Genomic DNA, 13,248 nt, shown 5'->3' with positions numbered 1-13,248 from the left:
CGCAATTTCGAAATGAGCTACAAGACAGAACAAAAGGTAAGGGTGAAAGTACCGGCAAGCACTGCGAATCTAGGTCCCGGCTTTGACTCCTTGGGGATGGCCTTGAACTTATATGCTTGGATTGATATGGCGATCTCTGATCAGACAAGAATTCAATTGATCGGCGATCAGATGAGCGGGATTCCTACGGATAAATCGAATTTAATCTATAAAGTAGCTCAAATGGTGTTTGATAAAGCTGGCGTTTCGCATCCAGAACTTGAGATTTCCATGTATAGCGAAATTCCACTTACGCGTGGTTTAGGAAGCAGTGCTTCGGCTATCGTAGGGGCGCTTGCAGGTGCTAACGCACTTATTGGGAATCGATTCTCAACCTATGAACTTTTCCAAATTGCTTCGCGTCTGGAGAAGCACCCTGATAATGTGGGCGCAAGCTTATACGGCGGAATTGTCGTAGCTTTCTGGGACGAAGTAAGAGCAGAGTCGATACGTATTGAGCCTGATCATAATTTGGAGGTGCTGGTGGCGATACCTGCCTTCCAGTTATCGACCGAAAAGGCGAGGGGTGTTATGCCTCAACATGTAACCATGAAGGATGCGGTGTTCAATCTTAGTCACTCCTCGTTACTTGTTGCTGCTTTAAGTACAGGGAACCTAGAGATGATTCGTCTTGCGATGAAGGACAGATTGCATCAGCCCTATCGCGCGGCACTTATCCCTGGCATGAAGACACTATTGAATGAATGTGAAGATCATGGCGCGCTTGGTGTTGCATTGAGCGGGGCAGGACCAACCATGTTAGCACTGGTCGATGCACGCAGTGAGAAGAAGACGGAGCTAGAGATGTTTCTTCAAGATACGTTGGCGAAGGAAGGCATTGAAGCCCAGCTTCTATGGCTGAAACCGAGCCAAGAAGGTGTGACGACGACAGCCCTTCAAAGTGGAGATGAGAGTCTTCTATCCTTGGTGGAAAATGAGGTGCTGGCATGAAGCGAGTTGCGATTCTTGGACCCAGTACGTTCTCGGAAGAAGCTACACGTCACTTTCTAGGTGAGAATTTTACGTATGTCTCGTACAAGCTGATCTCTGAGGTTTTCAACGCAACGGCATCGGGTGAAACCGATTTAAGTGTGATACCCATTGAAAATACGCTAGAAGGCTCTGTACATCTCCACGTGGATTGGCTCGTTCATGAAGTTGATCTTCCGATTCGAGCAGAATGGGTATTTCCGATCGATATGAATCTGATTGGTTACCCCAATCCCGATGCAGAAGTTGACGCATTGAATCCCTATCGTCATATTCGCAAGGTACTCTCTCATCAAGTTGTACCTGCACAATGCAATCAATTTATGAAGCAATATTTGCGTGAGGCCGAGTTTGAACAAGTAAGCTCTACGGCTGAGGGAGTACGCATCGTGTCTACGCTTCAGGACCCGACTGTTGCTGCGATTGGGACAGCCATTGCCTCGGCGAACTATGGTGTGCCGATGTTGCAACGTGAGATTCAAGATCACAAGGATAACATGACTCGCTTCTTGCTTGTAGGTAAAGAAGCGTCGGAGTTGTTGCCGTCGGAGGATATGAAGACGACGATTTTAGTTACTCTTCCCGAGGATTATCCAGGTGCATTGCACCAAGTTCTATCGGCTTTTGCTTGGCGTAGAATTAATCTTTCCAAGATTGAATCGAAACCGACGAAAAAGAAGCTTGGCAATTATTATTTCTATATCGATATTGCGGGTACGTTGGACTCTGTTCTTCTGCCTTCAGCTATACAAGAGATCGAAGCAATTGGATGTCAGGTTCGAATTTTGGGCTGTTATCCAAGCTATCCGTATATAGGATCCTAAGGAAAATCCCTTGCGTTTATGACGCGAGGGATTTTTTTTGTGCGACAGGGGCAAAAGCCTAGGAACGTGCATAAACTGTAATATCATTATTGTGAATAAGCGATGCTGACGCGGCCAAGTTTATGGCGATTGGAAGAGAAACGCGAAGGAGATGCTTACAAGCCAGTTTTCTGTAGAAAACTTTAAGGAGGTAGGGTTTTGAAAATCCATATTGTCAAAAAAGGCGATACCCTGTACGAGCTCGCAAAAAAATACAACACCACCCTAGACCAGATAATTGCACTTAATCCGCAAATAGCTGATCCAAATCAGATTGAGATTGGGATGAAAGTGAAGATTCCATCTACAGTTAAACCTGTTGAACCACCTGCATCTGATTTTGTTTATAAGCATGTTGTACAGCAAGGTGACAGTTTATGGAAGCTTGGAAAGGCGTGGGATGTGCCATTGCAAGCGATGATTAAAGCGAATGCACATCTAAAGAATCCAAATGTACTTATGACGGGGGATGTTGTTTTTGTCCCCAAAATGCAGCATGGACATACGCAAAGTAATCAGCATGGAACGCACCACACGCACCACAATACATCAAAACTTAGCACAGAGCCGTTTGCTCCCGTGCCAATGGTTCAGCCAATGCCGCCAACAGATGCTTATCAACAGCCAATTATCGCTAGCCCACAACAACCTGTCGTAGAAGCACCTCCGTTATCTACGGGGGAAACGGTTCCTGCCGTACCACAAATAACGCAGCCGGCGCCGTTTATTCCAGCTCCAGTCATGGAAGACCAAGGACTCCATCAACCCTATGGGCAAGCGGTTCATCCGTTCCAGCAATTTCATATTACAGCCACAGAAGTCTTTGCTTACCCTGAGCAGCACCATGAGGCAATGACGCTTCCGGCGTATCCTCCGTATCAGGAAGAGCCGTGTGAGCAGCTTCCGTCGATGGTCGCTCCAGTCACTGTCGTCGATGAGGGCTGCGGGTGTGGTGGATCTTCCTTGAATGAGCAGCCTTGGATGAACTATCCAACCCATTTCACGAATGTTCCAATGGGGAACCCTTGGGATAATGCGTCACAGGAGATGACTGCGATGCCTGCCTTTTATCCGCCTCCGATGCCGTATGATCATCTTATGGCGCAACAATATGCGTTCCAACATGATCCCTATGGTATTCCTTATGCGGGTGCAGGTCAGCACGCTCCATATGAAGAATCATCTTTGTTGCCGCAAGTTCATACCCATGAACTGAAACAGGTTACGGATACGGTAGCGGAACTTGACATTGACATTCGCGACAAGCAGAAATCAGTTAAACCCAAAACTAGCGGAAGTCGCTCAACACGAAAAGTGAAATTATCTGGAGCCTCAGCGTTGAGTGCGTTCTTACAGCAGCAAGAACGGGGCATAGAGAAGCGGGAACCAAGCAAACCGAACGGCCCGTGGATGAATTTCTAAGTTTCAAAAAAATAAGCCACAAATCACGATTGATATCGTGGTTTGTGGCTTATTCCTATTCTGCAGGGAAATTAAGCGATCATGCCTAATGTGAAGAAGGTCATTAAACCAATAACGAAATTCATTCCCCATTTTTTGCGAAGAAGCTCACGTCCCCGATGCAAACGAGTTTTCACAGTCGTAATCGGCAGGTTCAGACGCTCACTAATTTCTTGAAGAGAAAGCTCCTCTAGATAGTACAGCGTAATAATACCTTTATATTTGTCCGCTAATTTGTTGATGGATGCGTGCATATGCTCTTGAATTTCGGTTTGAAGTACCGCATGTTCTGGTGATTGATCTTGGCTGGCAAGCTTACTGTAATAGCTGTAATCATCATCAAAATCATTTAGCTCCGCGTCGAGGTATTGAACAGGCCTTTTTTTACGCAGCAAATCGATGGCAACGTTTTTTCCGATCCGATAAATCCAGGTTGAGAAATTCTGGCTTTCATCAAAGTGGTTTAAATTCAAATAGACGCGGATAAAGGTTTCTTGCACAATATCCTCAGAATCAGGACGGTTATGCAGCATCTTAAACGCAAGCTTTTGTATTTTGCTACGATAGAGCTCGACTAACTCCACGAAAGCGTTGCGATCGCCTCGTCTGGATAATTGAATTAATTGAAGTTCTGCCACATTCATGATGTTTCCCTCCTTAGAGTTGTCGTTTAGAAAAAGGTTTAGACCAGTCTCATTTGCTTATATCATATATATCGTCATTCCTGTATGCCTATGAGAGTTTTTATCTATCTTTGACTATATCATTTCTGTGGCTACAGTCAAATTCAAATGAGTGCGAGAGCACGATTATAACCAATTGTTACCGAAATCTTGTAAGTTTCGTGACAATTTATAGGGATCTTTGACGAAGTCAAAGTCTCTTTGCTAGCTACGAGGACTTGGATTGGAATGCGAGACAGAGGTTGTATTCGTATTCGAGTTGCTTGTTCCAATTTTATGGATTTCGTTCCATAAAGCTACACTTCCCCACAATATAACGACGCCGATAATGAGGAGAGTTGTGCGTTTAATTGGCTTTCTTCCGTTCATGGTAAATTCACCATCCGTCTTGATTGGTTTCATTCTCTTCTATGGTAAATGATGTATAGTGCTTCTTGCAAATGGAAACAATACGAAAAAACAAGAAGAAGGGGATAACGTGATTGTACATCGGTTCTTGAAGCAATTGAAAAAGAGATTACGCTGGAAGCGAAGTTGGTTGACCTTAGGGATATTCGTTCTGGTTGCTATGGTTACCTGGTCCGTATTTGGTGATGATTCCCCCTACAACCCGAAAGTTGCCACTCGCGCGACCATCGCTGATTTAACACCAGAAGAAGATGTACGTATTCAGGAAGCAACGAAATTGTTGCAAGCCATTTCCGATCGCAGAGAAAGCTATTTGCTCAAGTCCTATGTTTGTGGAGAAGAACGCAGTCAATTGGGTTCGCATACGTCACAAGAACTACTCTCACTGCAGAAACAACACCCTAATTGGCAGTTAAGCATTCAAGAGACAGGCGAGGTTGTTTTTACGGAAAACATTGAAGACTTATCTCCAGACTGCAAAGAAAAAGCAGTATTCGGAATAGACGGTAGCAGCAATTTGTCGTTATTCAATGGGACTCCTGCAAACAATCACATCATTCGCACCTTTTTCCAACTCAATATTCAGCAGCTAGAAAGCAGTTTACCAAGAGATACAGTGGCACAACTTCATAAAGGAATTCGAGTAACGGATATAGAGGAGTATAATAGCGTATTATCAACGTTCAGCGATTATGCCATAGAAGTTACGGAAGGTGCAATGTCACGTCCTTAGTTCACACAATAGCATAGATAAAGCTCAAGAGATAGTTTCGGTAACTCCCGAGTCTATCTCTTTTTTTTGTTATCTGCTATAATGGAAATGACTACATACGTTCGCTTTTTTTAAAGATGGGAGAGAAATACTTTGCGTATTCTAGGGATTGATCCAGGGATCGCGATCGTAGGCTTTGGCTTTATTGATAAAATCGGCAGTAAACTAGTTCCGGTACAATATGGTTCGATTCAAACGGAAGCACACACGGATCCAGGTATCCGATTGAAGGATGTCTATGACGCTACAGTACAATTGATAGAGAAATATAAACCAGATGTGATGTCCATTGAGAAACTATTTTTTAATCGAAATGTAACAACGGCATTCACCGTAGGCCAGGCGCGAGGTGTAATGATTCTTGCGGGCGTGCAGGCTGGGCTGCCGATTGCTGAATATACGCCACTTCAAGTCAAGCAAGCCGTTGTAGGTTATGGAAATGCAGAAAAGAAGCAAGTGCAGGAGATGGTTAAGATTTTGTTAAAGTTGTCCCAAATACCGAAACCAGATGACGTCGCTGATGCGCTCGCTATCGCTATTTGTCATGCGCATTCCTCCGCACTTCAATCTAGAATAAACGAGGTCAAACGATGATAGATTTCTTACGAGGTAAAGTAGCTCTGCGTGAAAGTGACTATGCGGTTCTCGATGTGAATGGTGTGGGCTATCGTGTTTTTTGCCCGAACCCTTATGCGCTTTCGCATAAAGAGAATGAAGATGTCACGATGTTCATCCATTATCATGTAAGGGAAGATGCTCATCTCCTGTTTGGCTTTATTACGCGAGATGAACAGTCCTTATTCCGCTTATTGCTGGATGTTAGTGGAATTGGTCCCAAAGTAGCTCTCGGCATTCTAGCAGCAGGTGGAAGACCTGAAGCGGTCATACTAGCGATAAGTCAAGAAAATTTGGCGTTTCTGACCAAGCTTCCTGGGATCGGGAAGAAAACAGCCCAACGGATTATTCTAGACTTGAAAGATAAGCTAGGCTCTGTGAGCTTCTCTAGTCCGGAGGCTGCTGTCGCATTAAGTGTTGTCGGATCAGCACAATTAACGGAAGGCGGACTGCCTTGGAGTGAAGCGAAGGAAGCCTTGATGACACTTGGCTATACGGAAGCAGAAGTTGATCGTGCATGGATGCAAGTGAAGCCTAAAGTTGGGCCATCGGATTCTGTTGATGTGCTGGTGAAGCTTGCTTTGCAAGCTTTATTCACCATGTAAGCAACTGAACGTGCAAAGAAAGGAGGGGCACCATGGACAATGAGCGGATCATATCGGCTAATTTTATGATGGAAGACAATGTGGTCGAATATAGTCTGCGTCCACGTTTTTTGGCTGAATATATCGGCCAGAAACAGGCGAAGGAGAACCTCAAGATCTATATTGAAGCTGCGAAAATGAGGAAAGAAGCCCTGGATCATGTACTTCTGTACGGGCCCCCTGGACTCGGTAAAACAACGCTCTCCAACATTATCGCCAATGAACTTGGCGTGAATATTCGTACAACCTCCGGGCCTGCTATCGAGCGGCCTGGAGATCTTGCTGCCATCCTGACAAATTTGCAGGAGGGGGATGTGCTCTTCATCGATGAGATCCACCGACTCCACCGGACGGTGGAAGAGGTGCTGTACCCAGCGATGGAGGATTTTGCCCTTGATATTATCATCGGCAAGGGGCCAAGCGCACGCTCTGTGCGTCTCGACTTGCCGCCATTTACCTTGATCGGCGCCACGACACGCGTTGGGCTGCTCTCTGCGCCTCTACGCGACCGATTTGGTGTCGTCAGTCGGTTGGAGTTCTACACGGTCGATGAGCTCAGCTACATCGTCAGTCGGACAGCCGACATCTTGCAGGTCGGCATCGTTGGTGATGCTGCGCGCGAGATCGGCATGCGTTCGCGCGGGACTCCGCGTATCGCGAACCGATTACTGAAGCGGGTGCGCGATTTTGCACAGGTGAGAGGCGACGGCATCATTACCATGGAGCTTGCTAAGGAGTCGCTAAGACTCCTGCAAGTGGATGATCTGGGATTGGATGAAATTGACCATAAGATGCTGCGTGCGATTATTCAGAGCTTCCAAGGGGGGCCTGTGGGGCTTGAAACGATTGCTGCAACGATCGGTGAAGAAAGCCAAACCATTGAAGACGTCTATGAACCGTATTTGCTTCAAATTGGTTTTATGCAGCGTACGCCTAGAGGACGGACTGTGACGCCGCAAGCTTACCACCACCTCGGGTTACCTGTACCGGAGCAACGTTAAATTAGTTAAAGATCAGCCATCATGAAATGACAATTGTAAGCTTTTGCCGCTGCTAGAAGGGCGGGCAAGAGCTTTTTTTGTCTTTTTTCAACGAATAAACAAAACTTCTGTCTCTTGCTAGAGTCTACATTACTAGATGATAGCGTAAGAAAGGATACGATACCTTTATGTTTGGAAGACATCAGCTAGTTAACCCAAAGCGAATTGCCATCATAACGGCAGCAGCACTAACGTTTACAGCCACTTTATACGGAGGATCCGAAGCGAATGCCGATGGGATTAAGCATTTGGATCAGATTCGTGTTGCCCTTGTCATTAATGCTGCCAAATATAAAAAGATAGAACCGCTAGTTTCACTTTCATCCCCAGGTGGATTTGATATTGGCGTGCGGAGCTCAGCGAATACGGAGGCGAAGCCATGGGCTTCCATTTCGGATACAACGATTCGAATGTCATTAGATCAGTATAGTATGATGATGCTGGAAACGTCAGACTTCACTACAGCTAGGACCTTGAACGGCAAACTGGCAGTAATGGCAGAGGAAAGCTTCGTGTTAAGTCGTACAAAGCTTGGTAAAATGGTGTATCAAGTGTATTACGGGAATTTGCCCACGCAGGCTGAAGCCGAAAATGCAGCAGCCCAAGCTTTGAAGGACCCTACGGTTGCTACTTTAACGAAATCGGTTGCACCTGTGGTCAGTGGTCCGCTCCATTGGAGTGCGGGGATGTATGGATCAGAGGCCGCAGCACAGCAGCAAATCGCCGTGTACACGGGGGCGGGTGTTGCAGCTGATCTTGTTTTACAGGCGGATGGGGCCGGTAAAGTGGGCTATAGTGTTTGGTTAGGAAACGAGGCAACGGATGCCAAGCTTGAGCTGGTGAAGCAAGCTGCACTGAAAGCTGCACCCAATACGCCTCTCCAACCAGCGAATACGAAGGCTGCCTACTTGATCCGCAGGTCGGATGTAACCACCTCAAGCAATCCCGCAGCTGCTGTGGCTCATTATGTGACTGCTGTTGGTGAGCAGAAAACAGTAATTCATCCTAAGAAACAGGGCATCGCTGTGAAAGAACGCATGGACCGCAGTTTCCGTGGCGACATGGAGATAAGCACGTATCACGATCGATTAGCGTTGGTCAATGAAGTTCCTATGGAGCAATATTTATATGGCGTTATTGGTGCAGAGCTTAATTCACAATGGCCAGCAGAAGCGCTGAAGGCTCAAGCTGTAGCTGCGCGTACTTATGCGATCGTTCAAGGAAATAAGTATGAGATTGCTCAAGTTACGGATACAACTCTTGAACAGGCTTACTATGGCTTGGATAAAGAATTTACTGCTGGCAATCTAGCGGTTGATGCAACGAAGGATGAAGTGATTTCGAATAAGCGAGGCTTGATTTCACCTGTATTTGCTTCGAATGCGGGGGGAATCACAGCAGATTCTACGGAGGCTTGGGGCAATTCGGTTGATTATTTGCGAAGCGTTGCTAGCCCGGATGAAGGTGCTGAGCAGGGCAAAGCCATTTGGTATCAGATTCAGCTGACAGACGGCAGAATCGGTTTTGTACATAGCATGTATGTGAAGGATAGTGGGCAGAAGGACAAGGCAGGAAAAGCTATTTACGAAGCTACAGAGGCAGATGTTAACGTACGGTTAGCACCTTATGTGGATAATGTTGCGAATCCTGCCATAGCTAAACTGGAAACTAAAGAAAAAGTTGTCATTCTTGGTCAAGAAAGAGAATCGAATGCTTACTCTTGGATAAGAGGTCCTTATAGCTTAAGTGAAATCAAGAGTAAACTTGAAGCTGCTAAGATTCCCATCAACGGTGAGTTGACTTCACTGGAAGTTTCCAAGAGAGGCCCGTCAGGCCGAGCAATCGAGTTGAAGGCTAACGGTGTTGTCGTGAAGGTGGACAATCCGGATGCTATTCGAGGTGTACTGGGTGGTTTACCGAGTACGCTGTTTGAAATAGAAGGAGCAGGCAGTTATACTGATACTAGCTCATCTGTTTCAAGCGGAACCAGCATTGCGATTTTGAGCGGCTCAGGTGTGGTTTCGAGCAGTTCATCATCAGACAGCGTCTATGTGCTATCCGGGAAACAAACGCAGCCAACAGCTGTGAAGAAAACGGATTTAATGACGCTAAGCAGTACGGGCATAAGTAAGCCCGTGTCGACAGGCACAGTGTCATCTAGCATCCCACCTAAGGGCTCAACTGCCCTACAAGGAAATCAAATTATTTTCCGTGGAAAAGGTTTTGGCCATGGCGTGGGCATGTCGCAATGGGGTGCAAAAGGCTTTGCAGAGAAGGGCTACGATTACAAAAAAATACTTCAGACGTACTTTACTGGGGTCAACATAACGAAGGAATGAATAACTAACATGGAAGTACAAGCATTCGATTTTGAATTACCTGAATCTTTGATTGCCCAGACGCCGCTGCTAGAACGCACGGCGTCTAGACTGCTTACACTGAATAAAGAAACTGGCGAAACCGCTCATCGCACGTTTGAAGATCTGATATCCTATTTAGAAGCCGGGGATTTACTCGTGATGAATGATACACGAGTCATTCCAGCACGGCTTTTTGGTATGAAGAAAGACACAGGCGCTAAAGTGGAGTTATTGCTGCTTAAGCCGCTAGGCGAGGATCGTTGGGAGGCACTGGTCAAGCCTGGGAAACGCATGCAGCTTGGCGCTGTTGCGGTATTCGGTACTGCGGCAGACGATGGTGGCGAGCCACTACTTACTGCAGAAGTCGTTGAAGTTGGCGACATGGGAGCTCGTATTCTGCAATTCCGGTACACCGGGATTTTCAATGAAATTTTGGATCGATTAGGCGAGATGCCGCTTCCGCCTTATATCAAGGAGCAGCTGTCAGAGCGGGAACGATATCAAACCGTTTATGCGAAGCATGAAGGGTCATCTGCCGCGCCAACGGCAGGCTTGCACTTTACGGCAGATTATTTGGAGAGACTGAAGGACAAAGGTGTCCGACTAGCCTTCGTGACACTGCACGTAGGTCTAGGTACTTTCCGCCCTGTGTCCGTGGATAAGATCGAAGATCACCAGATGCATGCTGAATATTACATTTTATCCGAAGAAACAGCTGCATTAATTAATGAGACGAAATCAGCGGGGAAACGTGTTATTGCGGTAGGGACAACATCTGCACGAACGTTGGAGACAGCAGCTGGATTAAGCCGCGAGCAGTCAGGTTACCAAGAAGGCCAACCTTTACTCATTCAGGCCTCCCAAGGTTGGACGTCCATTTTCATTTATCCTGGCTACACGTTTGGTGTCGTAGATGTGTTGTTAACGAATTTTCATCTGCCAAAGTCAACATTGCTTATGCTCATTAGTGCACTGGCTGGTAAGTCCAATGTTATGCGAGCCTACGAAGAAGCTGTGAAGGAAGAGTACCGATTTTTTAGCTTCGGCGATGCCATGTTGATTTATTAATTCATCCGATTGAACAAGAATAAGCAAGCTTAGAATAGGAAGTGGATTTCATGACAGCAGCAGTAACGTATGAATCGATTAAAACCTGTAAACAATCTGGCGCTCGTTTAGGCCGCGTTCACACCCCGCATGGTGTTATCGAAACGCCAGCGTTCATGCCGGTAGGTACACAGGCAACTGTGAAAACAATGAGTCCGGAAGAATTGAAAACGATGGACGCTCAAATTATTTTAAGCAACACGTACCACTTATTCATTCGCCCTGGACACGAGATAGTGAAAGAAGCTGGCGGGTTGCACAAGTTCATGAATTGGGATCGACCGATCCTGACGGACAGTGGTGGATTTCAAGTTTTTAGCTTGAGCAATATGCGTAAAATTACGGAGGAAGGCGTCACATTCAAATCGCATTTGAATGGTGATAAGTTATTCCTATCTCCAGAGAAGGCGATGGAAATTCAGAACGCTCTTGGTTCTGACATTATGATGGCCTTCGACGAGTGTCCGCCGTTTCCAGCGGAATACGAATACGTGAAGAAATCACTGGAGCGTACGACGCGGTGGGCGGAGCGCTGCTTGCAAAGCCATGCAAGACCTCAGGATCAAGGCTTGTTTGCAATCATCCAAGGTGGTATGCATGAGGATCTACGCAAGCTGAGCGCAGAGCAGTTGACTTCCATGGATTTCCCGGGGTATGCTATTGGTGGACTGAGTGTAGGTGAGCCTAAGCACTTGATGTATGAAGTGCTAGATTACACAACACCACTTATGCCTGCGAATAAGCCCCGTTACTTGATGGGGGTTGGCTCGCCGGACGCATTGATTGAAGGCGCTATCCGAGGCATTGATATGTTTGATTGTGTATTACCGACGCGGATTGCTAGAAACGGGACTTGTATGACAAGCTCAGGTCGTCTAGTTATTCGTAATGCGAAATATGCAACGGACTTCGGCCCGCTGGATGCCAAATGTTCTTGTTATACATGTACGAATTACAGTCGAGCCTATATTCGACATCTCATCAAAGCAGATGAAACATTCGGGATTCGCTTGACGACGATTCATAACCTTCACTTTCTACTACAGCTTATGCGTGAAGTAAGAGAAGCCATTAAGGAAGATCGATTACTTGATTTCCGCGATACCTTCTTTGCCGCTTACGGGCTGAATGATAATGAAAGAGGATTCTAAGAGAGGAGGATACCTATGTTTCTAGCTGAAGAAGGTACCACTGGTGCAGTAGGATATTTGTATACATACGGGCCTTTAGTGCTTATGTTCGTAGTTCTGTACTTCTTACTTATTCGTCCACAGCAAAAAAGACAGAAAACACGTAGTCAAATGCTCGGAGGATTGAAAAAAGGGGATAAGGTTGTTACGATTGGCGGTCTTCATGGCACGATTGTAGAAATCACAGATGATATTTGCGTACTTCGTGTCAACGATGCAACGAAAATGACTTTTGATCGCTCTGCCGTTAATGCAGTTGCACAAACCCCTGCTACTAAGGAATAAGTTAACAAAAAGCGAGGTCCTATAACAGGCTCTCGCTTTTTATTTGCATATATTTAATATTCGTTATTCTTTACAGGGCGTTTAAGGAGTGCACGCTCACCAAGGATAAGACGACCTTCGGCAATGCGCAGACCCATTCGAGCAGCAACGACACCGAGTACGACTCCAGCACACATATCGGATAACCAATGAATGCCTAGATAGAAGATTGTGAAAATAATAAAGGCTGCTGAACAGGGTACGAAAATTTTCCAAAATGTGTTTCGGCTTTTTACCGCAATGACGGCCATTGAAATGGATATGGATGTATGCAAACTTGGGAAGCAATTATCGAGTCCAGATAATGGTCTGTAATCTTGCTCGAAAGTTGGGAACACATCTAAGATTAGAAGATCTACTTTAGGGTGGAAAAACCATACTTCGTTAACTGGGAAAAAAAGATAAAAAGGGATGGCAATCATATAATTGAACATGAGTGCATAACAGACTGCATAGAAAAGTTTATGATTCTTCTGATACGTGTAAATAGCAATGGAAGTAATCATAATCGATGGGAATATAATGACATAGAAATAACTACATACGATCGTAAGGATATCATTATGAAAAAGGTTCTGGATCGTTGCTACAAAGTCACCCTCAATGCCATAGATGGACTTCGTGAAATCGGCTTTGTATTGCATGCCTTTCTCAATTGCCATCTCCATCTTGTTAAACATGAGGATCATTAGCAACGCGATGAAATGAAAAAAGGAACTTGCGTGAAGTAAATATTTCATGAACTAAGCTAC

At 45.6% G+C, this 13,248-nt stretch carries 14 protein-coding genes; 11 read left to right on the top strand and 3 right to left on the bottom strand.

The features are described 5' to 3' along the window. Nucleotides 1-12: 12 nt before the first annotated feature. The 3 genes from thrB (at nucleotide 13) to L6I86_RS20665 (ending at nucleotide 3,314) form a co-directional block, all read left to right on the top strand. Complete coding sequence (thrB, locus tag L6I86_RS20675; RefSeq protein WP_236290143.1) at nucleotides 13-990, top strand: homoserine kinase; 978 nt, start codon at nucleotides 13-15, stop codon at nucleotides 988-990. Beyond that, a complete protein-coding gene (gene pheA, locus L6I86_RS20670; RefSeq protein WP_236290141.1) occupies nucleotides 987-1,853 on the top strand; it encodes a prephenate dehydratase in 867 nt (288 codons plus the stop codon). The genes thrB and pheA overlap by 4 nt, the downstream gene beginning before the upstream one ends. A gap of 198 nt (nucleotides 1,854-2,051) precedes the next feature. Continuing rightward, nucleotides 2,052-3,314, top strand: coding sequence for a LysM peptidoglycan-binding domain-containing protein (locus L6I86_RS20665; RefSeq protein ID WP_236290138.1), 1,263 nt, complete (start codon nucleotides 2,052-2,054; stop codon nucleotides 3,312-3,314). Between the two features lie 71 nt (nucleotides 3,315-3,385). Here the strand turns inward: L6I86_RS20665 and sigW are convergent, their stop codons facing one another. Together sigW and L6I86_RS20655 are read right to left on the bottom strand one after the other, a co-directional pair. Continuing rightward, nucleotides 3,386-3,997 (bottom strand): RNA polymerase sigma factor SigW, encoded by a 612-nt coding sequence (sigW, locus tag L6I86_RS20660; RefSeq protein WP_236290137.1) that lies wholly within the window; start codon nucleotides 3,995-3,997, stop codon nucleotides 3,386-3,388. 243 nt (nucleotides 3,998-4,240) lie between these two features. Beyond that, nucleotides 4,241-4,405, bottom strand: coding sequence for a hypothetical protein (locus tag L6I86_RS20655; RefSeq protein WP_236290135.1), 165 nt, complete (start codon nucleotides 4,403-4,405; stop codon nucleotides 4,241-4,243). Nucleotides 4,406-4,514: 109 nt separating this feature from the next. On the opposite strand from L6I86_RS20655, the gene L6I86_RS20650 reads away from it, so the two are divergent. The 8 genes from L6I86_RS20650 to yajC all read left to right on the top strand — a co-directional run bounded on the left by L6I86_RS20650 (nucleotide 4,515) and on the right by yajC (nucleotide 12,457). Continuing rightward, nucleotides 4,515-5,177 (top strand): BofC C-terminal domain-containing protein, encoded by a 663-nt coding sequence (locus L6I86_RS20650; protein WP_236290133.1) that lies wholly within the window; start codon nucleotides 4,515-4,517, stop codon nucleotides 5,175-5,177. A 132-nt stretch (nucleotides 5,178-5,309) separates the two neighbouring features. Beyond that, nucleotides 5,310-5,810: a crossover junction endodeoxyribonuclease RuvC gene (gene ruvC / locus L6I86_RS20645; RefSeq protein ID WP_056610396.1), complete on the top strand. Its 501-nt coding sequence runs from the start codon at nucleotides 5,310-5,312 to the stop codon at nucleotides 5,808-5,810. Beyond that, nucleotides 5,807-6,436: a Holliday junction branch migration protein RuvA gene (gene ruvA / locus L6I86_RS20640; RefSeq protein WP_236290131.1), complete on the top strand. Its 630-nt coding sequence runs from the start codon at nucleotides 5,807-5,809 to the stop codon at nucleotides 6,434-6,436. The genes ruvC and ruvA overlap by 4 nt, the downstream gene beginning before the upstream one ends. Nucleotides 6,437-6,468: 32 nt before the next feature. Then, a complete protein-coding gene (gene ruvB / locus L6I86_RS20635; RefSeq protein WP_056610400.1) occupies nucleotides 6,469-7,476 on the top strand; it encodes a Holliday junction branch migration DNA helicase RuvB in 1,008 nt (335 codons plus the stop codon). 167 nt (nucleotides 7,477-7,643) lie between these two features. Then, nucleotides 7,644-9,854: a SpoIID/LytB domain-containing protein gene (locus L6I86_RS20630; protein ID WP_236290129.1), complete on the top strand. Its 2,211-nt coding sequence runs from the start codon at nucleotides 7,644-7,646 to the stop codon at nucleotides 9,852-9,854. Between the two features lie 9 nt (nucleotides 9,855-9,863). After that, nucleotides 9,864-10,943, top strand: coding sequence for a tRNA preQ1(34) S-adenosylmethionine ribosyltransferase-isomerase QueA (gene queA, locus L6I86_RS20625; protein ID WP_236290127.1), 1,080 nt, complete (start codon nucleotides 9,864-9,866; stop codon nucleotides 10,941-10,943). Nucleotides 10,944-10,993: 50 nt separating this feature from the next. Further along, nucleotides 10,994-12,133, top strand: coding sequence for a tRNA guanosine(34) transglycosylase Tgt (gene tgt, locus L6I86_RS20620; protein ID WP_173115401.1), 1,140 nt, complete (start codon nucleotides 10,994-10,996; stop codon nucleotides 12,131-12,133). A gap of 15 nt (nucleotides 12,134-12,148) precedes the next feature. After that, nucleotides 12,149-12,457 (top strand): preprotein translocase subunit YajC, encoded by a 309-nt coding sequence (gene yajC, locus L6I86_RS20615; RefSeq protein ID WP_056610408.1) that lies wholly within the window; start codon nucleotides 12,149-12,151, stop codon nucleotides 12,455-12,457. A gap of 53 nt (nucleotides 12,458-12,510) precedes the next feature. On the opposite strand, the gene L6I86_RS20610 is transcribed toward yajC, so the two are convergent. Beyond that, nucleotides 12,511-13,236 carry a phosphatase PAP2 family protein gene (locus tag L6I86_RS20610; protein ID WP_236290125.1) on the bottom strand — a complete coding sequence of 242 codons (726 nt, stop codon included), beginning with the start codon at nucleotides 13,234-13,236 and terminating at the stop codon, nucleotides 12,511-12,513. Nucleotides 13,237-13,248: the final 12 nt, after the last annotated feature.

The sequence above is a fragment of the Paenibacillus allorhizoplanae genome, from assembly GCF_927798215.1.
Taxonomy (GTDB): domain Bacteria; phylum Bacillota; class Bacilli; order Paenibacillales; family NBRC-103111; genus Paenibacillus_E; species Paenibacillus_E allorhizoplanae.
This window is presented reverse-complemented; position numbering and strand designations above follow the sequence as displayed.

Coding starts and splice junctions, on each gene's coding strand:
- thrB (WP_236290143.1), top strand. CDS start 13: ATGAGCTACAAGACAGAACAAAAGGTAAGGGTGAAAGTACCGGCAAGC.
- pheA (WP_236290141.1), top strand. CDS start 987: ATGAAGCGAGTTGCGATTCTTGGACCCAGTACGTTCTCGGAAGAAGCT.
- sigW (WP_236290137.1), bottom strand. CDS start 3,997: ATGAATGTGGCAGAACTTCAATTAATTCAATTATCCAGACGAGGCGAT.
- L6I86_RS20655 (WP_236290135.1), bottom strand. CDS start 4,405: ATGAACGGAAGAAAGCCAATTAAACGCACAACTCTCCTCATTATCGGC.
- ruvA (WP_236290131.1), top strand. CDS start 5,807: ATGATAGATTTCTTACGAGGTAAAGTAGCTCTGCGTGAAAGTGACTAT.
- ruvB (WP_056610400.1), top strand. CDS start 6,469: ATGGACAATGAGCGGATCATATCGGCTAATTTTATGATGGAAGACAAT.
- L6I86_RS20630 (WP_236290129.1), top strand. CDS start 7,644: ATGTTTGGAAGACATCAGCTAGTTAACCCAAAGCGAATTGCCATCATA.
- queA (WP_236290127.1), top strand. CDS start 9,864: ATGGAAGTACAAGCATTCGATTTTGAATTACCTGAATCTTTGATTGCC.
- tgt (WP_173115401.1), top strand. CDS start 10,994: ATGACAGCAGCAGTAACGTATGAATCGATTAAAACCTGTAAACAATCT.
- yajC (WP_056610408.1), top strand. CDS start 12,149: ATGTTTCTAGCTGAAGAAGGTACCACTGGTGCAGTAGGATATTTGTAT.
- L6I86_RS20610 (WP_236290125.1), bottom strand. CDS start 13,236: ATGAAATATTTACTTCACGCAAGTTCCTTTTTTCATTTCATCGCGTTG.